20 protein-coding genes are annotated in these 22,379 nt (G+C 70.0%); 13 read left to right on the top strand and 7 right to left on the bottom strand.

Annotated features, from left to right (window positions below; genetic code table 11):
* Positions 1-156 precede the first annotated feature (156 nt).
* The 5 genes from mptB to AC069H_RS12255 all read left to right on the top strand — a co-directional run bounded on the left by mptB (position 157) and on the right by AC069H_RS12255 (position 5,618).
* Positions 157-1,791 carry a polyprenol phosphomannose-dependent alpha 1,6 mannosyltransferase MptB gene (gene mptB / locus AC069H_RS12275; RefSeq protein WP_478232562.1) on the top strand — a complete coding sequence of 545 codons (1,635 nt, stop codon included), beginning with the start codon at positions 157-159 and terminating at the stop codon, positions 1,789-1,791.
* A gap of 19 nt (positions 1,792-1,810) precedes the next feature.
* On the top strand, positions 1,811-2,737 hold the full coding sequence (locus AC069H_RS12270) for an ABC transporter ATP-binding protein (protein WP_478232296.1): 927 nt from the start codon (positions 1,811-1,813) through the stop codon (positions 2,735-2,737).
* Positions 2,734-3,534, top strand: a complete 801-nt coding sequence (locus AC069H_RS12265; protein WP_478232295.1) for an ABC transporter permease — start codon at positions 2,734-2,736, stop codon at positions 3,532-3,534. The genes AC069H_RS12270 and AC069H_RS12265 overlap by 4 nt, the downstream gene beginning before the upstream one ends.
* A gap of 64 nt (positions 3,535-3,598) precedes the next feature.
* Positions 3,599-4,567: a COX15/CtaA family protein gene (locus AC069H_RS12260; RefSeq protein WP_478232294.1), complete on the top strand. Its 969-nt coding sequence runs from the start codon at positions 3,599-3,601 to the stop codon at positions 4,565-4,567.
* A 103-nt stretch (positions 4,568-4,670) separates the two neighbouring features.
* Entirely contained in the window at positions 4,671-5,618 is a 948-nt protein-coding gene (locus AC069H_RS12255; protein WP_340683096.1) for an acyl-CoA desaturase, read from the top strand.
* A gap of 76 nt (positions 5,619-5,694) precedes the next feature.
* On the opposite strand, the gene AC069H_RS12250 is transcribed toward AC069H_RS12255, so the two are convergent.
* Both AC069H_RS12250 and AC069H_RS12245 read right to left on the bottom strand, forming a co-directional pair.
* The gene (locus AC069H_RS12250; protein WP_478232293.1) at positions 5,695-6,561 is read right to left on the bottom strand and encodes an ATP-grasp domain-containing protein; all 867 of its coding nucleotides are present in this window, start codon (positions 6,559-6,561) and stop codon (positions 5,695-5,697) included.
* The gene (locus AC069H_RS12245) at positions 6,558-6,866 is read right to left on the bottom strand and encodes a hypothetical protein (RefSeq protein WP_478227542.1); all 309 of its coding nucleotides are present in this window, start codon (positions 6,864-6,866) and stop codon (positions 6,558-6,560) included. The genes AC069H_RS12250 and AC069H_RS12245 overlap by 4 nt, the downstream gene beginning before the upstream one ends.
* 95 nt (positions 6,867-6,961) lie before the next feature.
* Between AC069H_RS12245 and AC069H_RS12240 the strand changes: the two genes are divergently transcribed.
* A complete protein-coding gene (locus AC069H_RS12240; RefSeq protein WP_478227541.1) occupies positions 6,962-7,933 on the top strand; it encodes a quinone oxidoreductase family protein in 972 nt (323 codons plus the stop codon).
* Complete coding sequence (locus AC069H_RS12235) at positions 7,930-8,457, top strand: GNAT family N-acetyltransferase (RefSeq protein WP_478232292.1); 528 nt, start codon at positions 7,930-7,932, stop codon at positions 8,455-8,457. The genes AC069H_RS12240 and AC069H_RS12235 overlap by 4 nt, the downstream gene beginning before the upstream one ends.
* A 62-nt stretch (positions 8,458-8,519) precedes the next feature.
* Here the strand turns inward: AC069H_RS12235 and AC069H_RS12230 are convergent, their stop codons facing one another.
* From AC069H_RS12230 to AC069H_RS12210, 5 genes are all read right to left on the bottom strand, one after another.
* The gene (locus tag AC069H_RS12230; protein ID WP_478232291.1) at positions 8,520-8,765 is read right to left on the bottom strand and encodes a cold-shock protein; all 246 of its coding nucleotides are present in this window, start codon (positions 8,763-8,765) and stop codon (positions 8,520-8,522) included.
* Positions 8,765-9,334 (bottom strand): FKBP-type peptidyl-prolyl cis-trans isomerase, encoded by a 570-nt coding sequence (locus AC069H_RS12225; RefSeq protein WP_478232290.1) that lies wholly within the window; start codon positions 9,332-9,334, stop codon positions 8,765-8,767. The genes AC069H_RS12230 and AC069H_RS12225 overlap by 1 nt, the downstream gene beginning before the upstream one ends.
* Before the next feature lie 10 nt (positions 9,335-9,344).
* Positions 9,345-11,606: a HelD family protein gene (locus AC069H_RS12220; RefSeq protein ID WP_478232289.1), complete on the bottom strand. Its 2,262-nt coding sequence runs from the start codon at positions 11,604-11,606 to the stop codon at positions 9,345-9,347.
* A gap of 64 nt (positions 11,607-11,670) precedes the next feature.
* A complete protein-coding gene (locus AC069H_RS12215) occupies positions 11,671-12,453 on the bottom strand; it encodes an MFS transporter (RefSeq protein WP_478232288.1) in 783 nt (260 codons plus the stop codon).
* A gap of 351 nt (positions 12,454-12,804) precedes the next feature.
* Positions 12,805-13,785, bottom strand: a complete 981-nt coding sequence (locus AC069H_RS12210) for a heme o synthase (protein ID WP_125736362.1) — start codon at positions 13,783-13,785, stop codon at positions 12,805-12,807.
* Between the two features lie 300 nt (positions 13,786-14,085).
* Here AC069H_RS12210 and tkt point away from each other — a divergent pair, with 300 nt between their 5' ends.
* Genes tkt through pgl form a run of 6 tightly spaced genes read left to right on the top strand, consistent with a single transcriptional unit; the run spans position 14,086 to position 22,219 of the window.
* Positions 14,086-16,188 (top strand): transketolase, encoded by a 2,103-nt coding sequence (tkt, locus tag AC069H_RS12205; RefSeq protein WP_478232287.1) that lies wholly within the window; start codon positions 14,086-14,088, stop codon positions 16,186-16,188.
* A 17-nt stretch (positions 16,189-16,205) separates the two neighbouring features.
* Positions 16,206-17,318, top strand: coding sequence for a transaldolase (gene tal / locus AC069H_RS12200; RefSeq protein ID WP_478232561.1), 1,113 nt, complete (start codon positions 16,206-16,208; stop codon positions 17,316-17,318).
* Between the two features lie 8 nt (positions 17,319-17,326).
* On the top strand, positions 17,327-18,946 hold the full coding sequence (locus tag AC069H_RS12195; protein ID WP_478232286.1) for a glucose-6-phosphate isomerase: 1,620 nt from the start codon (positions 17,327-17,329) through the stop codon (positions 18,944-18,946).
* The gene (gene zwf / locus AC069H_RS12190; RefSeq protein ID WP_478227532.1) at positions 18,943-20,472 is read left to right on the top strand and encodes a glucose-6-phosphate dehydrogenase; all 1,530 of its coding nucleotides are present in this window, start codon (positions 18,943-18,945) and stop codon (positions 20,470-20,472) included. Before AC069H_RS12195 ends, zwf begins: the two co-directional genes overlap by 4 nt.
* On the top strand, positions 20,469-21,467 hold the full coding sequence (gene opcA / locus AC069H_RS12185) for a glucose-6-phosphate dehydrogenase assembly protein OpcA (RefSeq protein WP_478227531.1): 999 nt from the start codon (positions 20,469-20,471) through the stop codon (positions 21,465-21,467). The genes zwf and opcA overlap by 4 nt, the downstream gene beginning before the upstream one ends.
* The gene (gene pgl, locus AC069H_RS12180) at positions 21,464-22,219 is read left to right on the top strand and encodes a 6-phosphogluconolactonase (RefSeq protein ID WP_478232285.1); all 756 of its coding nucleotides are present in this window, start codon (positions 21,464-21,466) and stop codon (positions 22,217-22,219) included. The genes opcA and pgl overlap by 4 nt, the downstream gene beginning before the upstream one ends.
* The last annotated feature ends 160 nt before the right edge of the window (positions 22,220-22,379 follow it).

Raw genomic sequence — 22,379 nt, 5'->3', positions numbered from 1 at the left:
TATTTCCGGGGAGACGGCAAAGAGGGGTGCCTCACGGAGTGGCGTGGGTCACGTCGGCCCGGCTGAGCACAGGGGTAACCACGTACCCGCCCGGTCTGTTCCCGGCATCGCTACCCTTCGTGCGTGGCAGTGGGCGATCACCCGGCACAGCGGGACATGGACGGGGCAGAGCCGGAAGACCGGGCCGTGGAGTCGGCGGGGTCGGTGGCGACGCTCGTCCCCGGGCGCCCGCACGATCCGGACCCCCTGGACGACAAGGAACTGCGCGGGCTGAACGTGGTCCGCCGGTTCGGCGCGGTCGGTTCCCTGTTCCTCGCCCTCGGCTCGCTCGGCGCGGGCGCCGCCCCGGTGATCAACCCGGTCCAGGAGATCCCGGTGCTGCGGCTGTTCACCCGGATCCCCATGGTCTCGCTCGCGATGGGCCTGGCGGGCATGGCGATCATCGTGCTCAGCTGGCTGCTGCTCGGCCGGTTCGCGCAGCCCGCGCGCCGCCGCCTCGCCACCCAGGGCCAGCTCGCCCGCACCATCGCGCTCTGGTGCGCGCCGCTGCTGTTCATCCCGCCGCTGTTCTCCCGCGACGTCTACAGCTATCTGGCGCAGAGCGAGATCGTCGCCCGCGGGATGGACCCGTACTCCCTCGGCCCGGCCGAAGCGCTCGGCGTCTCCGATCCGCTGACCTCGGGCGTCTCCAACATGTGGCGCGAGACCCCGGCACCGTACGGCCCGCTGCTGCTCCGCCTCGGCGGCTGGCTCGCCCCGCTGAGCAGTGGCAACATCGTCACCGGGGTCCTGCTGCAGCGCGGGCTCGCGCTGATCGGCGTCATCCTGATCATCTGGGCGCTGCCCCGGCTGGCCCGGCGGTTCGGCGTGCAGCCCGCCACCGCGCTGTGGCTCGGCGCGGCGAACCCGCTGCTGATCTTCCACTTCGTCGCGGGCGCCCACAACGACGCGCTCGCGATCGGGCTCATGGTGGCCGGGCTGGAGGTCGGTCTCCAGCGGATGCCGGTGCGGTTCAAGAACGACGAGCCGCCCCCGCCGGCCAAGGGCGAACTCCTCTACATCGGGCTCGGGGTGGTGCTCATCACCCTCGGCGTCGCGGTGAAGATCAACGCGATCCTGGCGCTGCCGTTCTTCACGGTGATGGTGGCCAGACGATGGCACGGCCGGATCAAGGACCTGGTCACCGCGGCGGTGCCAATGGCGTTGCTGTTCGGCGTGACCCTGGTGGCGGTCTGTTACGGCACGGGCCTCGGTTTCGGCTGGGTCGGCGCGCTCGGCACGCCGGGACTGGTCCGCTCCTGGATTTCGCCGACGTCGGAACTCGCCGCGCTCGGCGGTGTCCTCGGCATCGCGCTCGGTCTCGGCAACCACACCAACGCGATGGTGCCGATCCTCGGCTCGCTCGGCTATCTCGTCGCGGGCGCGGTGACGGTCAAGTTCCTCTGGGACAGCTTCAAATGGCGCTACCGGCCGATCATCGGCCTCGGTGTCTCCCTCGGCGCGGTGATGGTGCTGCACGTCGCGCTGCAGCCCTGGTACCTGCTGTGGGCGATCATCCCGCTCGCCGCGGCGGCGGGGACCTCGCGGTTCCGCATCGCCGCGACGATCGTCACCGCCGTTCTGCCGTTCCTGCTGCCGACGACGGGAAGCACCTTCGAGGGCCGCGGTTTCGTCCTGCCGTTCGCGTGGGCCGCCGCCGGGGTCGTCACGCTACTGGGGCTGTTCATCGTCCACCGCCTCTCACCACTGCTGCTGTCCAGACCGTCCCCGGAGCATTCGGTCCCGGCGTGAGGCCGTATCGTGACCTGTCGTGAACGCCCCCGCCGTCGAGATCACCGGGCTGGTGAAACGCTACGGATCCACCACCGCCGTCGATGGACTCGACCTGCGGATGGACCGTGGCACGCTGCTCGCTCTGCTCGGCCCGAACGGGGCCGGCAAGACCACCACCGTCGAGATCTGCGAAGGCTTCCTGCGGCCTGACGACGGCGAAGTCCGTGTGCTGGGCCTGGACCCGGCGCGCGACGGCGCCGCGCTGCGGCCCCGGATCGGCGTGATGCCCCAGGGCGGCGGCGCGTATCCCGGCGTCCGCGCCGACGAGATGCTCGGACTGGTCGCCGCGTGCGCGGCGAACCCGCTCGAACCCGCCTGGCTGCTGGACGTCCTCGGTCTTTCGGGAGCGAGGAAGACGCCGTTCAAACGGCTTTCCGGCGGGCAGCAGCAGCGGCTCTCGCTCGCCTGCGCGCTCGTCGGACGGCCGGAACTGCTCTTCCTCGACGAACCGACGGCGGGCATGGACCCGCAGGCCCGCCGCCTGGTCTGGGACCTGCTCGAAGCGCTGCGCGCCGACGGGGTCAGCGTCCTGCTCACCACGCATTTGATGGAGGAGGCCGAAACGCTGGCCGACACCGTGGTGATCGTGGACCACGGCAAGGTCGTCGTCGAAGGTTCCCCGCAGTCGCTGACCGTCGAGGCCGGTGAGAGCGCACAGCTGCGGTTCAAGGCCAGGACGCGGCTCGACACCGCACTGCTGACCGCGGCGCTGCCCGAGGGGCACCTCGTCCACGAGTCGGCGCCGGGCACGTATCTCGTCGAAGGCGCGATCGACCCGCAGGTGGTGTCGACGGTGACGGCGTGGTGCGCGCAGCAGGGTGTCATGCCCGAGGAGCTGCAGGTCGGCAGGCGCACGCTGGAAGAGGTCTTCCTGGAGCTGACCGGACGGGAACTGCGCGCATGACCACGACGCCCACTCCCCGGTTCGCCCCGGGCACGTTCACCCCGGCCCCCGGCCGCGGTTCGCTCGGCAAGATGCTGCGCACGCACGCGAAGGTCGAAGCGAGCCTGACGCTGCGCCACGGCGAGCAGATCCTGCTGACCCTGCTGATCCCGCTCGCGCTGCTGATCGGCCTGTCGCTGCTGGACATCCTGCCGTCGTCGCAACTCGGCGATTCGTCCAAAGCAGACTGGATCACGCCGAGGATCCTGGCGCTGGCGGTGATGTCTTCGGCGTTCACCGGGCAGGCCATCGCGCTGGGCTTCGACCGCCGTTACGGCGTCCTCAAACGGCTTTCCGCCACCGCGCTCCCCCGCTGGCTGCTCGTCGCGGGCCGGGTGGCCGCCGCGCTGGTCGTGGTCGCGCTGCAAGCGGTGATCCTCGGTGCCGTCGCCGCGCTGCTGGGCTGGTCGCCGTCGCCGGCCGGGCTTCTCGGCGCCGTCCCGTTCCTGATCGTCGGCACGCTCGCGTTCGGCGCGCTGGGCCTGCTGCTCGGCGGGGCGCTGCGCGCGGAGGCCGTGCTGGCGCTGGCGAACATCGTCTGGTTCGTGCTGCTGCTCGCCGGCGGCATCCTGCTGGCGCCGTCGACCATGCCGTCCGGCGTCGCGTGGATCGTCGAACTGCTTCCCTCGGGCGCGCTCGCTGAAGGCCTGCGGTCGGTCCTGCTGGACGGTTCGTTCGGCTGGGGCCCGTTCGCGGTGCTCGTCGGCTGGGGCGTCGTCGCGGGCGCGCTGGCGAGCAAGACCACCCGCCTGACCTGAGGCGGCCGACACACCGGGTGCGGCCGGTGGAACGCTCTCAGGAAGGGCGTTCTAGCATCGGACGGTGCCGTTCCAGAGCCTTGTAGCGCGTCTGCCGTATCCCTCGTTCGCGGTCCAGCGAGCGGTCGCGATAGCGGCGGTGATCGCGCAGGCCGGAATCGGCGTCACCGGCTCGGTCGTCCGCGTCACGGGTTCGGGCCTCGGCTGCCCGACGTGGCCGCAGTGCGTCGAAGGCAGCATCGTGCCGGTCGCGCACCCCGAGTTCGACACGCTCACCCAGTGGATCGAATTCAGCAACCGGATGCTGACCGGGGTGGTCATCCTGGTCGCCGCGCTGTGCGTGATCACCGCGTGGCGCGTGCAGATCGAGCACCCGAGCCGCCGCCGTCTGGTGAAGCTGGCCTGGACGATGCCCGCAGGCGTGATGCTGCAGGCCGTCGTCGGCGGGATCACCGTGCTCGCGAAACTCGAATGGTGGACCGTCGCGCTCCACTTCCTGGCCTCCACTCCTCTGGTCTGGCTCGCGGTCCTGCTGCTGCGCGCGTTCAAGGAGGGTGACGAGCCCGCCCGCTGGCTGATCCCGGACGCGGGACGCAAGACGCTGATCGCGCTCGCCGTGTCCATGTGGGCCGTCCTCGTGGCGGGAACCACCGTGACCGGGGCGGGCCCGCACGGCGGCGACCCTGGCACCCACCGGCTCCAAGCCCCCATCGAGACGCTCACCCAGGTCCACGGTGGTCTGCTGGTGGTCTACCTGATCGTGCTGGCCGTCTTCGGGCTCCAGCTGATGCGTGGCGAGACGCCGAAGCAGTTGTGGAAGCGGTACACCATCGTGTGGGTCGTCGCGGTCCTCCAGGGCGTCGTGGGCTCGGTGCAGTACGCCCTCGGTGTCCCGGAGGCGCTGGTCTCGTTCCACGTCCTCGGCTCCGCGCTCGTGATCATCTCGACGGCGGCGCTGTGGTGCGGCTCGCGCGACCGTGGTCCCGTGTCCTCGGCCACGGCTCCGGAACGCGAACTCGCCACCTCGAACTGAACCGGACGTAACCCCCAGGCGGCGTGCTCGCCAGACGGTGCCCTTACGCTGCGCTCGGTGCCCCACACGGGGGTCACCACCCAGTCGAGGCACGAGGTGTCGCATGACCGCCAGCACCGAGCCGGACGCACCGGCCAGTCCGTCCAAACCCCTGATCTCCCACCGCCGAGGCTCCGGGGAGATGCTGATACTCAAGACCTTCCTGCTGGTCCCGTTCGTCGCGCTGCTCGCCGCCGTGCCGATCGTGTGGGGCTGGGGCATGACCTGGGTCGACCTGGCGCTGGCGGCCGTGTTCTACACCGTCGGGACGCTCGGGGTGACCGTCGGATACCACCGCTACTTCACCCACGGCGCTTTCAAGGCCGGGCGGCCGCTGCGCGTGGCGCTCGCCATCGCCGGCAGTTTCGCCGTGCAGGGTTCGGTCATCTTCTGGGTGGCCAGCCACCGTCGCCACCACGCCTTCGCCGACCGCGAAGGCGACCCGCACTCCCCCTGGCTGTTCGGGACGTCGCCCTCGGCGCTGCTACGCGGCTTCTGGCACGCGCACATGGGCTGGATGTTCAGCCGCGAGGTGACCAACTACGACCGTTTCGCGCCGGACCTGGTGGCCGACAAGGACCTTCGCGTGGTGAACCGCTACTTCTGGCTGTGGATCACGCTGAGCCTCGCGCTGCCCGCGGTGCTCGGCGGGCTGATCAGCTGGTCGTGGTGGGGTGTGGTGACCGGGTTCTTCTGGGCCGGGCTGGTCCGGATCGCGTTCCTGCACCACGTCACCTGGTCGGTGAACTCGATCTGTCACCTGGTCGGCGAGCGCCCGTTCGCCAGCCGTGACAAGGCGGCGAACTTCTGGCCGCTGGCGATCCTGTCCATGGGCGAATCGTGGCACAACTCCCACCACGCCGACCCCACCTGCGCGCGGCACGGTGTCCTGCGCGGACAGGTCGACGTGTCGGCGCGGGTGATCTGGCTGTTCGAGAAGTTCGGCTGGGCACGGGACGTGCGGTGGCCGAAGCCGGAGCGCTTGGCCGCGAAACTCGCCAAACCCGCCTGACCCCCGTCGCACTTAGTCCTCTGAATGCGGTAGTTGCACACGCAAGGATCGCATTCAGAGGACTAAATGCCGGGCGTCAGGCGAGTTGCTGCCGTACGGCGGAGGCGAAGCGCCAGGCCGCGGCGGCGTCGGTCTGCCGGAACCCGAGCGAAGGTTCGACGAGCTCCAGTTCCAGCAGCAGCGGCCTGCCGTCCGGACCGGCGACGAGGTCGACGCGGGCGTAGAGCAGTTCCGCGCGCAGGATGCCGAGCAGCGCCGCCGTCGCGTCCAAAGCGTCTTCGGCCAGTGCCCGGAATCCCGCGGCGGGCTGCACGGGTGCGAGCTTTTCCGTGACGTACAGCCCGGATTCGTCGAGTTCCCGGCCCAGCATCGCGGCCTTCGAGAACGCGTGCGAGTACACGCCGCCGAAGTACACCAGCGCGATCTCCCCCGCACTGTCCACACTGGACTGATACGGCTGGAGCAGCACGGTGTTCCCGTCGGCCTGCAACCCGGAGAGATGCGCGGCGGCCGCGTCGCCCGCCGTGAACCGGCCCGCTCCCCGCGAGCCGGCGCCGATGGCGGGCTTCAGCACGAACTCGCCCTTGGGCCAGCGTGGGGCCTTCTCGTCCGGCGCGATCAGGGTCGTCGGCACGATCGCGACCCCGGCGTCGCCGAGTTCGGCCAGATAGGACTTGTCGGTGTTCCACCGCGCGACCTCGGCCGAATTGGACAGCGTCGGCACGGTCTCGGTCCAGGCCAGGAACTCGTCGCGGCGCTCGGCGTAGTCCCAGGTGGCGCGCAGCACGACGATGTCCGCGGCGGCGAAGTCGACGGTCGTGTCGTCCCAGGCGGCCCATCGGGTCTTGAAGCCCAGGTCGGCCAGCGCCTCGGGTACGGCGTGCTCGTCGCCGTCACCTTCCGGCAGCGCGGAGCAGGCGGCGAAGATCGCGGAGCCGCTCACTTCCCCGCCATCCGGCGGCGGTGCTCGGCGCCGATCTTGGTGGCCTTCACGGTCTCGCTGTCCCATTCGGCGGGTTCGAGGTCTTCGACGGCCTCCACCAGCGCCTCGCCCGCCGCCACGGAGGCGACGACGACATCGCCGAGCGCGCCGTCGGCACCCACGAGCACGACCCGCGCGCCGATCCGGCCGATGTTCTCCACCACCGCGCGCGACGGCTTCCCGTGCCGCTTCACGAAGTCGCGAGCGGCCGCGACCTGGCGCGACGTGGGGGCGGCGGTCTCGGTCTTCTCTTCGGTCTCAGCCACGCGCCGAGCTTAACCGCGAAAGGCCCGGGACGCGGAATAACCGTGGCGTCGGCCATAGTTGTCCCGGTCGGAACGACCTTGAACGAGGAGGATGTATGCCCGCGGCAGTGCAGATCCGGCGAACCGGTGGTCCCGAAGTCCTTGAACTGTCCGAAGTCGAGGTAGGCGAACCCGGATCCGGCGAACTGCTCGTGGACGTCGCGGCGGCGGGCGTCAACTACATCGACACCTACCACCGCGAGGGCATCTATCCGGTCGACACCCCGTTCATCCTGGGCATGGAGGGTGCCGGGACGGTGGCCGCGGTCGGCGCGGACGTGACCGGTTTCGCCGTCGGCGACCGGGTCGCCTGGCAGGGTTCGCTGGGCAGCTACGCCCGGCGCCGTCTGGTTCCCGCCACGATCGCGGTGAAGATCCCGGACGGCGTGTCCGAGGAGACCGCCGCCGCCACGATGCTCCAGGGGATCACCGCGCACGCGCTGATCGCCTCGACCTACGAGGTCAAGGCCGGTGACGACGTGCTGATCCACGCCGCGGCGGGTGGAATGGGCCTGCTGCTGGTCCAGCTGGCCAAGGCGCGCGGCGCCCGGGTGATCGGCACCGTCTCCACCGACGAGAAGGCCGAACTCGCCAAGCAGGCGGGCGCGGACGACGTCATCCGCTACGACCAGGTCGACTTCGCCAAGGCCACCCGCGACCTCACCGGCGGCAAGGGCGTCGAGGTCGTCTACGACGGCGTCGGCAAGTCCACTGTGGACGGCAGCCTCGCGAGCCTGAAGATCCGCGGTCTGCTCGCCCTCTACGGCGCGGCCAGCGGCCCGGTCCCGCCGATCGACCCGCAGCTGCTCAACCGCAGCGGCTCGGTGTACCTCACCCGCCCGACCTCCGCGCACTACGTGCTCACCCGCGAGGAACTGGAGTGGCGCGTGAACGAACTGTTCGCCGCCGTCCAGGACGGCTCACTGAACATCCGGATCGGCGGCCGCTACCCGCTGGCCGACGCCCGTCAGGCGCACGAAGACCTCCAGGGCCGCCGCACCACCGGCAAGCTCCTGCTGATCCCGTGACGACGCTCTGGCCGGAGGAAGTCCGGCTCACCGGTGAAGGGCTCGTCCTGCGGGAGTGGGTCGAAGACGACATCGCGTTCATGCCGGGGCTGTTCGACAATCCCGCAGTCGCGCGGTTCACGCCGTTGCCTTCCCCGTTCGACGAGGTGGCGGCGAAGGCGCACTACGCGAAGGCCCTCGCCCGTCGCGCCGAGGGCAACGGGCTGCGGCTGGCCATCACGGCCGACGGCGGCGATCCGCTCGGCGAGGTGGTGCTGTTCCTGAAGGAGGATGCGGCCGAACTCGGGTACGCCGTCGGTCCCGCGCACCGCGGGCGGGACCTGGCGGCGCGGTCACTGCGGGTCCTCACCGCCCACGCGCTGGACCTCGGGCGCGGACCGCTCCAGCTGAAGATCGACGCCGAGAACGCCGCCAGCGAAGCCGTCGCTCGCCGCGTCGGCTACACCCTGACCGACGCGGCGCCCGAGCCCAAGGTCGAGAAGGGACTGGAGATCACTCTGCTCACCTGGGAGTACGCCGGCTGATCAGAAGTCCGTGAAGGCCTCCTTCCCTACCCTGAGGGTAGGGAAGGAGGCCTTCACGGACTTCAGCGGGCCAACCGCACCCAGAGCGCTCGCAGCCGGAACTCGTCCTGCTCCGCGTGCTCGACGGTCAGCTCGACCTCGTCGCCCACGTCGAGCTTCCGGAATTCTCCGGGCCCGAAACCCTTCAGCATCGAATAGTGGACCCAGATCGGGTCGGCGAAGTCGGCCGACTCGACCACTCCCCAGCCATCGTCCACCAGCCAGGAACGAACCCGGCCTCGGTGGACGCGGCCGTCGGAAGGTCCCATCAGCCCTTGTCGGTCGGGACGCTCACCGCGTCGGTCACGAACACCAGGGTCTCGTTCGGCGCGATGCCGTTCCCGCCCTGGCCGTAGCCGAGGTCCGGCGGGATGATCAGCAGCCGCCGCGCGCCCTGCTTGATCCCTTGCAAGCCCTGATCCCAGCCCTGGATGACCTTGCCCGCGCCGAGTGGCAGCTCGAACGGCTCACCGCGGTCGAAGGAACTGTCCAGTTTCTGCTTGTTGGACCAGGTGACCAGCGAGTAGTTCATCTTCAACCGCTGACCCGACTTGGCGCCCTCGCCGGTACCGGGCTCGAGGTCCTTGGTGATGAGCTTCTTCGGCGGGTCGCAGTCGTCCGGGATGGTGATGGTCGGCGCTTCGCCGAACTTCCCGGTGGTCTTCACGTCCTCGGCCGTGCATTCCTTGCCCTTCGGGGCGGCCGGAGCCGACGAAGACGCCGACGCGGGGGCCGCGCCGGAGGTCTGGGCCGAACCTGCGGTGTTCTGTTTCTCGCCACAGGCCGCCAGGGCGAGGACGCCCGCGCCGATGACCACGATCTTGCCGAATGTGCGCATGCGGCCGACCTTAGCCAAGACCCTCCAGCGCGGGAACAAGGTCACCGGTCTGCACTACGCCCATCCGCCGGGTCGCCCTGGTCAGAGCCACATAAAGATCGTTGAGCCCACGCGGCGACTCGGCGACGACCTCGTCGGGGGCCACCAGCAGCACCGAATCGAACTCCAGGCCCTTCGCCCGCTCGACCGGCATCACCGACACCCGATCCCCCGCCTCGCCGAGTGTCTCCGAGAGCGAAGCGACCAGGGGCGACGGACACAGCACGGCGACCGTCCCACCGTCCACAGCGGACAGTTCGGCGTCGACGAGGCCGGGCAGTTCCGCGGTGAGAGCAGCCGGGTCCACGGAACGCAGCCAGGGTTCGAAACCCGTCTCCCGCACCGAAACCGGCGCCTCCAGTTCCGGGTTGACCTCGGCGAGCACCCGGGACGCGACGGCCATGATCTCCGCCGGGGTCCGGTAGTTCACGGTCAGTTCTTCGAGCCGCCAGCGATCGGCGACGTACGGCGAAAGCGCCTCGCCCCACGTCCGCGCCCCGCCGGCTGCCCCGGTTTGGGCGACGTCGCCGACCAGCGTCATCGACCGGTTCGGCGACCGGCGCATCAGCAGCCGCCAGTCCATCGCGGTCAGTTCCTGCGCCTCGTCGACGATCACGTGCCCGAAGGTCCACGTCCGGTCCTGGGCGGCCCGCTGCGCCGCGGTCATCTCGCTGCGGCGCTGCTGACGTTCGGCGAACAGCTCCGCGTCGAGGACGTCGCCCACCCGCAGCAGTTCCTCGTCGACGATCTCCTCGTCCTGTTCGAGGATGTCGAGCACGCCCTCCGCGTAGGCGCGGTCTTCCCGCTCGCGGCGAGCGGCCTCGGCACGGGCTTCGGTGTCGTCCTCGCCGAGCAACTCGGCGAGTTCGTCGAGCAGCGGGACGTCCGACGGGCTCCACTTCGCGTCGGTCGGGCTGTAGAGGTGCTCACGATCGGTGTCCGACAAGGCCTTTCCGGCCGCGCTGCGCAACCGTTCGCGGTCGGCGAACAGCTCGTCGAGCACGATCTCGGGGGTGAGTTTCGGCCACAGCCCGTCGATCGCGGCGGCCACGTTCCTGTCCGCGGCGACCTCGGCCCGGATGTCCTGGACGTCCCGCGCGTCGAGCAGGTCCTCCCCCAGTTTGCGGGCGGCCTGCCGGGTCAGCGCGTCGAGGAGGTCCGAGACGAAGATCCGCCGGGCGAGGTTGTGCGGACGGCGCGACCGGCGGGCCCGTGTCCGCGCCTCGGTGCAGGTCTTGCGGTCGAGCATGAGGATCTCGCGCTCGAACTCGATCTCCAGGACCGGTTCCGGCACCCGCTGCCGGTCTCGGACCGCGTTGGCGAGCACGTCGGCCATCACCGGACGGCCCTTGATCTCGGCGGCCTCGCGGGTGACGGGGCCGTCGGCGTCCAGCCCCGGGTACAGCTGTCCGATCGTGGCCAGCAGCACCCCGGTCTCGCCCAGCGACGGCAGGACCTGCCCAATGTAGCGGAGGAACGTGCTGTTCGGCCCGACCACCAGCACGCCACGGGTGGTCAGCTGCTGGCGATGCGTGTAGAGCAGGTACGCCGCGCGGTGCAGCGCGACGGCGGTCTTGCCGGTTCCCGGGCCGCCCTGGACCACGAGTACTCCGTTCGGCGACGCGCGGATGATGCGGTCCTGTTCGGCCTGGATGGTGGCGACGATGTCGCTCATCTCGCCGGTGCGACGACGTTCGAGCGCGGCCAGCAGCGCCGCCTCGCCCGCTAGGCCGAGGTCTTGGCCCTGGTCGGCGGCGGAGAGGTCGAGGATCTCGTCGTCGACGCCGACGACCTTCCGGCTCAGCGACCGGATGTGGCGGCGCCGCCGCACGCCTTCGGGTGAAGCGGCGGTGGCGAGGTAGAAGGGCCGCGCGACCGGCGCGCGCCAGTCGACGAGCAGCGGACGGTAGTCGTCGTCCTCGTCGAACAGCCCGAGCCGCCCGATGTAGGTGGTCTCCTCGGCGTGCTCAGGAAGGAAGTCGAGGCGGCCGAAGCACAGGCCCTGCTCGACGGAGCTCAGCTGGGCCAGCCTGTCGGTGTACAGCGTCGTGGCGACGTCGCGTTCGGTGCGCGCCTGCGGGGTGCCGCCGGTCTGGCGCAGCGTCTCGTCGAGCCTGCGCTGCGCGTCGACGCGTTCGGCGTCGAGCTTGCGGTAGACGGTGGTGACGTACTGCTGCTCGAGCGCGACGTCCTGCTCGAGCGCGTCGGGTTCCCGGTCCGGGGACACGGACAAAAGCAGCCTGCTTTCGAGAGGTGGGACAGGGGCCGAATGAACTACAACGGCGCCCGCCATCATCTCATTCCCGCGCTCTCACCCGGGCCAGGAGGAAGGCGGCGAGGGACAGGACGGTGGCCACACTCGCCCACACGACGTTCTCGTGGAGCAGCGCGGCGAAGGTGGCGGCGACACCCGCGATGGACTGCGCGACGAACCCGCACAGCGCGACGGCGTACGCGCCGTACCCGGGCACCTCGCTCACCGCGACGGCCATGCCGCTGGGGAAGAGCGCGGCCTGGCCGAACGTGGTGCCGCAGTAGAGCGCGACGAATGTCACGAAGGCTGCCGTGAGCGGGATCGCGGGCACGAGCCACAAGACGATCGTCAGCAGGCCGGCGCCGGTCATGACCAGCGCGCCCGCGCGCATCAGCCACGGCGAGCCTTTGCGCCCGGCCAGCCGGTTCACCAGCAGCGCGCCGGCGAAGTAGGCCAGCCCGAAGAGGAGGCCGAGGCCGCCGTACTGGTCCACGCTCAGCTCGAAGTGCTGCTGGAAGACGAACGGCGAGACCACCTGCAGGAGCACGATCGTCGCGAAGCCGAGTCCTGCCGCGATCGTCGGCCGCAGGAACGCCGGAACCGTGAGGATCCGGAGGTGGATCCGGATCATGCCCGTCTTTTCGCCGCGGCTCTTGTGGAGCGGAATCGTCAGCGTGCCCAGGACGCAGAGCACGCCCGCCGCCGTCAGCACCGCGAAACCGCCCTGCCACCCGCCGATCAGCCCGCCGCCGAGCGCCGTGACGAACGCGATGGACAGCACCGAAAGCCGTTGGGCGAGCGCGTCGCCGTCGCCGAGGTCCCGCACGACGATACGGGCGATGATGGCCGCGCCTCCGGCACCGATCCCTTGCAGGGAACGGAGCCAGCATCGCGGCCCGGCGCCCGAGACGGTCGGCCGCCCGGCCCCACCGGCGCCGCCGCGCCGGCCGGTACTGACAGGTAACCGGGCTGGGCAACGTGCGCCACCAGGTGGGAAACCGGGCTGCGGCGGGTCTCCTGGTCGCGTGGGTCGTGAGTGGCGATTCGTGTTCTAACCCGAATCGCCACTCACGACTACCTGGACCGGACCTCACCTCCGCCGTCCCACCCCCGACACGCGTGAAGGCCCCCTTCCCTCGGCTGAGCCGAGGGAAGGGGACCTTCACGCGCTACAAGATCAGAAAGGCAGCCCGATGGCCGGCAGCCCGATCGCCGAGTCGACGGCCAGCGCGACGAACACGATCATCAGGTACGTGTTCGACCGGTGGAACAGCGACATCGGCTTGGTCTCCTCGCCCCGCCGCACCGCCGCGTTAAGGCTGTGCGCGTAGAAGAGGAACCAGCCACCGGCGAGCAGGGCGAACGTCGTGTAGATCCAGCTAGTCACCGGGACCAGCAGCAGCGTCCACGCGACCATCACCCACGAGTAGATGACGATCTGCCGCGCCACGTGCTGCGGGGTGGCGACCACCGGCAGCATCGGCACGCCGGCGCGCTCGTAGTCCTCGCGGTACTTCATGCCCAGCGCCCAGGTATGCGGCGGGGTCCAGAAGAAGATGACGCCGAACATCACGAACGCGGGCCACTCGACGGTGCCGGTGACGGCGGCCCAGCCGATGACGACCGGCATGCAGCCCGCCGCGCCGCCCCAGACCACGTTCTGTGACGTACGCCGCTTCAGCACCAGCGTGTAGACGAAGATGTAGAAGAGGATCGTCACGATCGCGAGGATCGCCGAGAGCAGGTTCACCGTGAAATAGAGCACGACGAACGACAGGACGCCGAGCACGAGACCGAAGATCAGGGCGCCGCGCCGGGGCACCGATTCCTTCACCAGCGGGCGACGCTTGGTGCGGTTCATCACCTTGTCGATGTCCGCGTCGATGACGCAGTTCAAGGCGTTGGCGCTGCCGGCGGCCATGGTGCCGCCCACGAGCGTCGCGAGCACCAGCCACGGCGACGGGATCTCCCGGCCTGCCAGGAACATCGCGGGGATCGTGGTGACCAGGAGGAGCTCGATCACCCTGGGCTTCGCGAGGGCGGCGTACGCGCCGACGACCTGGCGGATTGTTCGCCGGCCACCGTGCGGTCGTTCACCGGTCGGATGTACGGCGCTGGTGCTGTCACTGCGTCCGTGCGCAGCGTTCACCAACGACATTTCACTCCCTGCGTCAGTTTTCGGGGCGGGGTCCACCAGGCTTCCGGGTGATGTGGCGGCCCCGGATCCGGAGTGTTCTGAACCCTTCCCCGATGTTAGACGTGCTGTTTCCAGAGGGTGATCGCGGGTCCTCGACCGGCCGAACCATTAGGCTGGCCGCGGTAGCTCGCGGCGTGCCCATGCGAACGGCCCGGACCAGGAATATCGTCCCTTCCGGATCGATTGAGATTAGTAGCGGTACACGTGGGTTACCCACGAGGGAAGAGAAGCCACAACCTGATGACGGGGAGTTCGAGTTCAGTGTCCGAAACCGCCTCTACCAGCGAGAAGAACCCACTCCTCCGGCGCAACGTGCCCGCCGACTGGACCGACCTCGACACGCGGGCCGTCGACACCGTGCGGGTGCTCGCCGCGGACGCGGTCGAGAACTGCGGCAGCGGTCACCCCGGCACCGCGATGAGCCTGGCGCCGCTCGCGTACACGCTCTTCCAGCGGACGCTGCGTCATGACCCGGCGGACCCCGAGTGGCCCGCTCGTGACCGCTTCGTCCTCTCCGCCGGTCACTCGAGCCTCACCCTCTACATCCAGCTGTACCTCGCCGGGTTCGGCCTGGAGCTGGAAGACCTGAAGCAGCTGCGCAAGTGGGACTCGAAGACCCCGGGTCACCCGGAGTACCGGCACACCAAGGGCGTCGAGACCACCACCGGCCCGCTCGGACAGGGCCTGGCCAACGCGGTCGGCATGGCGATGGCGGCCCGTCGCGAGCGCGGCCTGCTGGACCCGGACGCCCCGCAGGGCGAGAGCATCTTCGACCACTACGTCTACGTCGTCGCCTCCGACGGTGACATCGAAGAGGGCGTCACCGCCGAGGCCTCCTCGATCGCCGGCCGCCAGGAGCTGGGCAACCTGATCGTCTTCTGGGACGACAACGAGATCTCGATCGAGGACGACACCAAGATCGCGCTGTCCGAGGACGTCGTGAAGCGCTACGAGGCCTACGGGTGGCACACCCAGGTCGTCGAAGGTGGCGAAGACGTCGTCGCGATCGAAGAGGCCATCAAGGCCGCGAAGGCCGAGACCGAGCGTCCGTCGTTCATCGCGCTGAAGACCGTCATCGGGTACCCGGCGCCGAAGAAGATGGGCACCGGCAAGGCCCACGGCGCCGCGCTCGGCGCCGAAGAGGTCGCCGCGGTCAAGGAGATCCTCGGCTTCGACCCGGAGCAGAGCTTCCAGGTCGACGACGAGGTCATCGCGCACACCCGCCAGGCCGTCGACCGCGGCAAGACCGCCCGCGCCGAATGGCAGGAGAAGTTCGAGGCGTGGGGCGCCGCCAACCCGGAGCGCAAGAAGATCGCGGACCGGATGGCCACCCGCTCGCTGCCCGAGGGCTTCGCGGACAACCTGCCGAAGTGGGAGCCGGACGCCAAGGGCATCGCGACCCGCAAGGCCTCCGGTGAGGTGCTCAACGCCCTCGCCGAGCCGCTTCCCGAGCTGTGGGGCGGTTCCGCGGACCTCGCGGAGAGCAACAACACCACCATGAAGGGGGCCGACTCGTTCGGCCCGGAGAAGGCTTCCACCGACATGTGGAAGACCAGCCCGTACGGCCGGACGCTGCACTTCGGCATCCGCGAGCACGCGATGGGCTCGATCCTCAACGGCATCGCGCTGCACGGCGGCACCCGCCCCTACGGCGCGACGTTCCTGATCTTCTCCGACTACATGCGCCCGCCCGTGCGGCTGGCCGCGCTGATGAAGGCGCCGGTCACCTACGTGTGGACGCACGACTCGATCGGTCTTGGCGAGGACGGCCCCACCCACCAGCCGATCGAGCAGCTCTCCTCGCTGCGCGCGATCCCCGGCCTCAACGTCGTCCGCCCGGCGGACGCCAACGAGACCGCGTACGCGTGGAAGGCCGTCCTGGAGGACGTCCACCACCCGTCGGGCCTGGCGCTGACCCGGCAGAACGTGCCGGTGCTGGAGGGCACCAGCGCCGAAGGCGTCAAGCGGGGCGGTTACGTCCTCGCCGAGGCGTCCAACGGCAGCCCCGAGGTCGTGCTGATCGCGACCGGCTCCGAGGTCCAGCTGGCCGTCGAGGCCCGCAAGACCCTCGAGGCCGAAGGCATCCCGGCGAGCGTCGTCTCGATGCCGTGTGTCGAGTGGTTCGACGCGCAGGACCAGTCCTACAAGGACTCGGTCATCCCGCCGTCGATCAAGGCACGCGTCTCCGTGGAGGCCGGTGTCGCCCAGTCGTGGCACCGCTTCACCGGTGACGCCGGGGTGAACGTTTCGATCGAGCACTTCGGTGCGTCGGCCGACGCCGCCACACTGTTCCGTGAGTTCGGTTTCACCGCGGAGGCAGTCGTCGAGGCCGCCCGTCGCTCGATCGCCAACACCAAGAACTGAAGGGGATGACACAGCAGATGAGCAACGACAAGCTCGCGCAGCTGTCCGAGGCCGGGGTGTCGATCTGGCTCGACGACCTGTCCCGTGAGCGCCTGAACACCGGCAATCTCGCCGGCCTGATCCGCGACAAGCACGTCGTGGGCGTGACGACCAACCCGACGATCTTCGCCAACGCGATGTCGAAGGGCGAGGCGTACGACGAGCAGACTCGCGAACTGGCGGCCCGCGGCGCCGACGTCGAGGCCACCATCCGCGAGCTGACCACCACCGACGTGCGCAACGCCGCGGATCTGTTCCGCGACGTCTACACCGCCACTAACGGGGTCGACGGCCGGGTGTCCATCGAGGTGGACCCGCGGCTGGCCAAGGACTCCGACAAGACGGTGGCCGAGGCGCAGGACCTGTGGAAGACCGTGGACCGGCCGAACGTGCTGATCAAGATCCCGGCCACCGAAGAGGGTCTCCCGGCGATCACCAAGACCCTGGCCGAGGGCATCAGCGTCAACGTCACGCTGATCTTCTCCGTCGAGCGGTACCGGGCGGTCATCGAGGCCTACTTCGCCGGGCTGGAGCAGGCCAAGGCCAACGGCCACGACCTCAAGGGCATCCACTCGGTCGCGTCGTTCTTCGTGTCCCGTGTGGACACCGAGATCGACAAGCGCCTCGACGCGATCGGCACCGACGCGGCCACCGCCCTGCGCGGTGAGGCCGCCATCGCCAACGCGCGCCTCGCGTACGCGGCGTTCGAGGAGCTGTTCGCTTCGGACCGCTGGAAGGCGCTCGCCGAGGCCGGCGCGAACGCGCAGCGTCCGCTGTGGGCCTCCACCGGCGTGAAGGACCCGCAGTACTCCGACACCCGCTACGTGGACCAGCTCGTCGTCAAGGACACGGTCAACACGATGCCGGAGAAGACCCTCGACGCCGCGGGCGACCACGCCGAGATCACCGGTGACACGGTGACCGGCAAGGGCCCCGACGCGCAGGTCGTCTTCGACAAGCTGCGTGTGGTCGGCATCGACATCGACGACGTGTTCAGGGTCCTCGAGGACGAGGGCGTCGAGAAGTTCGAGAAGTCCTGGGTGGAGCTTCTCGAGACCGTCACCGGGCAGCTGGAAAAGGCAAAGGACTGATCTGGACCATGGCAGGGGAAACGACCGGCGTCGAAATCGTCGACGCCGCCCTGGCCGGCGAAGCCGCTCCGTTCGCGGAGCGGCTCGTCGCCGACCAGGTCGCATCGAAACTGGCGTCCCAGGACGCCACACTGTGGGGTCCCGAAGCCGAGTCCGAAGCGTCGATCCGTCTCTCGTGGACGACGCTGCACAAGTCCTCGCGGCCGTTGATCGGCGAAATCGAGGCACTGCGGACCGACCTGCGTTCCGAGGGCGTCGACCGCGTCGTCCTCGCGGGCATGGGCGGTTCGTCGCTGGCCCCCGAGGTCATCACGGCGACCGACGGCGTCGCGCTGACGGTCCTCGACACCACCGACCCCGGCCAGGTCGCCGACGCGCTCGCCGGTGACCTGGAGCGCACGGTCATCGTCGTGTCGTCGAAGTCCGGCGGCACCGTCGAGACCGACAGCCACCGGCGGATCTTCGCGAAGGCCTTCGCCGACGCGGGTATCGACGCGGCCCGGCGGATCGTGGTCGTCACCGACCCCGGCTCGCCGTTCGCGGAACTGTCCGAAAAGGAGGGTTACCGCAAGGTCTTCCTCGCCGACCCGAACGTCGGCGGCCGCTACTCGGCGCTGACCGCGTTCGGGCTCGTCCCGGCCGGGCTCGCCGGCGCGGACGTCGCCCGCCTGCTCGACCAGGCCGCTTCGGTGGCCGACGAACTGGCCACCGACTCCGTGGACAACCCCGCGGTCAAACTCGCCGCGGCGTGGGTCGCGGCGCACGAAAAGGGCGCCGAGAAGGTCGTCATCGGCGACACGGGTTCCGGTATCAAGGGCTTCGCCGACTGGGCGGAGCAGCTGATCGCCGAGTCCACCGGCAAGCAGGGCACCGGTCTCCTGCCGGTCGCCGTCGAGGGCCCGAGCGCTCCCGGCTTCGCCGACGCCAAGGCCGACGCCACCCCGGTGGCGGTCGGACCGGCGGAAGGCGCGGCGAAGATCTCCGTGACCGGCTCGCTCGGCGCGCAGTTCCTGCTGTGGGAGTTCGCCACCGCGCTCGCCGGACGTCTGCTCGGGATCAACCCGTTCGATCAGCCCGACGTCGAGGCCGCCAAGAAGGCCGCGCGTTCGCTGCTCGACAACCCGGACAAGCTCAAGGGCGGCGAGAAGCCGTCCACTGTGGACGGCGCGGTCGAGGTGTCCGGCTCGGCAGGCGTGGCCACCGACGGAAAGCTCGCGGACATCCTGCGGGCTTTCTTCGATTCCGCACCGGAAACCGGCTACATCGCGGTGCAGGCGTACCTCGACCGTCTCGACGACGCGTCGACCGCGGTCCTGCGCGGCGAGATCGCCAAGCGGACCGGCCGCCAGACCACCTTCGGGTGGGGGCCGCGGTTCCTGCACTCGACCGGGCAGTACCACAAGGGCGGGCACCAGAACGGTGTCTTCCTGCAGATCACCGGCGCCGTCGAAGAGGACCTCGACGTTCCGGACCGGCCGTACACGCTCGGCGTGCTCCAGCACGCGCAGGCACTCGGCGACGGCCAGGTGCTCGCGGAGCACGGCCGCCCGGTGCTGCGCCTGCACCTCACCGACCGGGCCGCCGGCCTGGCCGGACTGGTCCGCGCGGTACAGGAGGCCGGCGAGTGACACGAGCCTGGAACAACCCGCTGCGCGATCCGCGCGACAAGCGGCTGCCGCGGATCGCCGGGCCGTCCAGCCTGGTGATCTTCGGCGTCACCGGTGACCTCGCCCGCAAGAAGCTGATGCCGGCGATCTACGACCTCGCCCACCGTGGCCTGCTGCCCGCCGGGTTCTCGCTCGTCGGGTTCGCCCGGCGGGACTGGGAGCACCAGGACTTCGGCGAGCTCGTGCACGATTCGGTCAAGGAGCACGCGCGGACGCCGTTCAAGGAGTCGGTGTGGAACCGGCTCGCCGAAGGGATCCGCTTCGTCCAGGGCACCTTCGACGACGATGACGCCTTCGACCGGCTCGCGCAGACGGTCAAGGACCTCGACGCCGAGCGTGGCACCGGTGGTAACACCGCGTTCTACCTGTCGATCCCGCCGAGCGCGTTCCCGGTGGTGACCAAGCAGCTCGCCCGCTCCGGCCTCGCCGAGGCGAGCGAGGACACCTGGCGCCGTGTCGTCATCGAGAAGCCCTTCGGCCGCGATCTCAAGAGCGCCAAGGAGCTCAACGAGATCGTGAACGACGTCTTCCCCGAGGAGTCGGTGTTCCGCATCGACCACTACCTCGGCAAGGAGACGGTGCAGAACCTGCTGGCGCTGCGCTTCGCGAACCAGCTGTTCGAGCCGATCTGGAACGCCAACTACGTCGACCACGTGCAGATCACCATGGCCGAGGACATCGGTCTCGGCGGCCGCGCAGGGTACTACGACGGCATCGGCGCCGCACGCGACGTCATCCAGAACCACCTGCTGCAGCTCCTCGCGCTGACGGCGATGGAGGAGCCGGTCTCGTTCGCTCCGCGCGCGCTCCGTGCGGAGAAGGTCAAGGTGCTTTCGGCGACCAAGCCGCTGGCGCCGTTCGACGAGACCACCGCGCGCGGGCAGTACGCGGGCGGCTGGCAGGGCGGCATGAAGGTGCCGGGCCTGCTGCAGGAAGGCGGTTTCGAGAAGGACTCGACCACCGAGACCTACGCCGCGGTGACGCTGGAGGTGCAGAACCGCCGCTGGGCGGGCGTGCCGTTCTACCTGCGCACCGGCAAGCGGCTCGGCCGCCGGGTCACCGAGATCGCCGTGGTGTTCAAGCGGGCGCCGCATCTGCCGTTCGACTCGACCTCGACCGAGGAACTGGGCCAGAACGCGCTGGTGATCCGGGTGCAGCCCGACGAGGGCATCACGCTGCGGTTCGGGTCGAAGGTGCCGGGGACCACGATGGAGGTCCGCGACGTCACCATGGACTTCGGCTACGGGCACGCGTTCACCGAGTCGTCCCCGGAGGCCTACGAACGGCTGATCCTGGACGTGCTGCTCGGCGAACCGTCGCTGTTCCCGGTGAACGAAGAGGTCGAACTGTCCTGGGAGATCCTGGACCCGATCCTCGACCACTGGGCCAAGAAGGGCGCGCCCGAGGCGTACCCGCCCGGATCGTGGGGACCGCCGTCCGCGGACGAAATGCTGGAGCGTACCGGCCGGAACTGGAGGCGTCCGTGATCATCGACCTGCCGTCGACCACGACGTCGCAGCTGAACAAGAAACTCGTCGAGATCCGCGAACAGGGCGGGCAGGTGGCGCTCGGCCGGGTGCTGACGCTGGTCATAGTGGCCGACGACGACGACAAACTCGAAGAGGCGATCGAGGCCGCCAACGAGGCCAGCCGGGAACACCCCTCGCGGGTGATCGTGGTGGCCAAGGGCGCGCGGACCGCGGCGCCGCGGATAGACGGCCAGATCCGGGTCGGCGGCGACGCCGGCGCGAGCGAGGTCATCGTCCTGCGGCTCTACGGCCCGCTGGCCTCGCAGGGGCAGAGCGCGGTCGTGCCGCTGCTGCTGCCGGACGCGCCGATCGTCACCTGGTGGCCGGGCACCGGTCCGAAGGCTCCGGCCAAGGACCCGCTCGGTGAGCTGGCACAGCGCCGGATCACCGACTCGGCGGCGGAAAAGGCGCCCATAAGGGCACTCACCACGCGGTCGAAGTCCTATGTGGAGGGTGACACCGACTTGGCGTGGACCCGGCTGACCCGGTGGCGCGCGCAGCTGGTGTCCGCTCTGGACCTTCCGCCGTACGAGAAGGTCACCGGTGCGACCGTGACCGGCGAGGCCGACTCGCCGTCGACCGAACTGCTCGCCGGCTGGCTGGCCGAGTACCTCAAGGTGCCGGTGAAGCGGGTCAAGAGCAGCGGTGCCGCGGGCATCATCTCGGTGACGCTGGACCGGCGGTCGGGACCGGTGGAACTGCACCGGCCGGATGGACGGGTCGGCATGCTGACCCAGCCCGGCCAGCCGACGCGCCGGATCTCCCTGCAGCGGCGGGACAACAAGGACTGCCTGATCGAAGAGCTGCGACGGCTCGACCCGGACGAGGTCTACGAGGCTTCGCTGAACGGGCTGAGCAAGATCTCGTCGGGCACCGCGGCCAAGGCCGCTCCGGCGAAGAAGGCGGCTCCGGCCAAGAAGGCACCCGCCAAGACCGCGAAGAGCGCCTCATGAGCAAGACCGAGGTCGTCGTCTACGAGAACCCGGATCTCCTGGCCGCCGCCGCGGCGGCCAGGCTGGTCACCCGGATCGTCGACGTCCAGGCCGCCAAGGGCTCCGCTTCGGTGGTGCTCACCGGCGGTGGCACCGGGATCGCGATCCTGCGCGAACTGCGCGACTCCAGTGCCCGTGACGCCATCGACTGGTCGCGTCTGGACCTCTACTGGGGCGATGAGCGCTTCGTCCCGGCGGACTCGGACGACCGCAACGAGAAGCAGGCCCGCGAGGCGCTGCTCGACCACGTCCCGCTCGACCCGAAGCGGGTGCACGCCATGGCACCCTCGGACGGCGAGTTCGGCGACGACGTCGACGCGGCGGCCGCGGCCTACGCGGAGGTCCTGGCGGCCAACGACGCGGCGTTCGACATCATGCTGCTGGGCCTCGGCGGGGAGGGGCACACCGCCTCGATCTTCCCCGACAGCCCGGCGGTGCACGAGAAGGAGCGCTCGGTCGTCGCGGTACGGGATTGCCCGAAGCCGCCGCCGACCCGGATCTCGCTGACCCTGCCCGCGATCCGTCGCGCGCAGGACATCTGGCTGGTCACCGGCGGCGACGCCAAGGCGGACGCCGTCGCGCAGGCGCTGGCCGGTGCGGGCGAGGTCGAGATCCCGGTGGCGGGGGCACGCGGCAGCCGTCGCACGCTCTGGCTGCTGGACTGGGGTTCCGCCTCGAAGCTGACGAAGGTCTACCAGCCACCTACGGGCTGACGCTTTCGCGCGTGAAGGCCCCCTTCCCGGCGGATTCCAGGGGTCGTTGCAACACGGGTGGTTAGCTGGTTTCGGCGAGGAGTTTAGCTAGGCGCTCGGCTGGGGTGTCCCAGCCGAGCGTTTTGCGTGGGCGGCGGTTGAGTTGGGCGGCGACGGCGGC

This window comes from Amycolatopsis sp. NPDC043887, assembly GCF_056435665.1.
This window is presented reverse-complemented; position numbering and strand designations above follow the sequence as displayed.

Coding starts and splice junctions, on each gene's coding strand:
- tal (WP_478232561.1), top strand. CDS start 16,206: ATGAGCAACGACAAGCTCGCGCAGCTGTCCGAGGCCGGGGTGTCGATC.
- AC069H_RS12230 (WP_478232291.1), bottom strand. CDS start 8,765: ATGGGACCTTCCGACGGCCGCGTCCACCGAGGCCGGGTTCGTTCCTGG.
- pgl (WP_478232285.1), top strand. CDS start 21,464: ATGAGCAAGACCGAGGTCGTCGTCTACGAGAACCCGGATCTCCTGGCC.
- mptB (WP_478232562.1), top strand. CDS start 157: ATGGACGGGGCAGAGCCGGAAGACCGGGCCGTGGAGTCGGCGGGGTCG.
- AC069H_RS12210 (WP_125736362.1), bottom strand. CDS start 13,785: ATGTCGTTGGTGAACGCTGCGCACGGACGCAGTGACAGCACCAGCGCC.
- AC069H_RS12265 (WP_478232295.1), top strand. CDS start 2,734: ATGACCACGACGCCCACTCCCCGGTTCGCCCCGGGCACGTTCACCCCG.
- AC069H_RS12225 (WP_478232290.1), bottom strand. CDS start 9,334: ATGCGCACATTCGGCAAGATCGTGGTCATCGGCGCGGGCGTCCTCGCC.
- AC069H_RS12255 (WP_340683096.1), top strand. CDS start 4,671: ATGACCGCCAGCACCGAGCCGGACGCACCGGCCAGTCCGTCCAAACCC.
- AC069H_RS12240 (WP_478227541.1), top strand. CDS start 6,962: ATGCCCGCGGCAGTGCAGATCCGGCGAACCGGTGGTCCCGAAGTCCTT.
- AC069H_RS12195 (WP_478232286.1), top strand. CDS start 17,327: ATGGCAGGGGAAACGACCGGCGTCGAAATCGTCGACGCCGCCCTGGCC.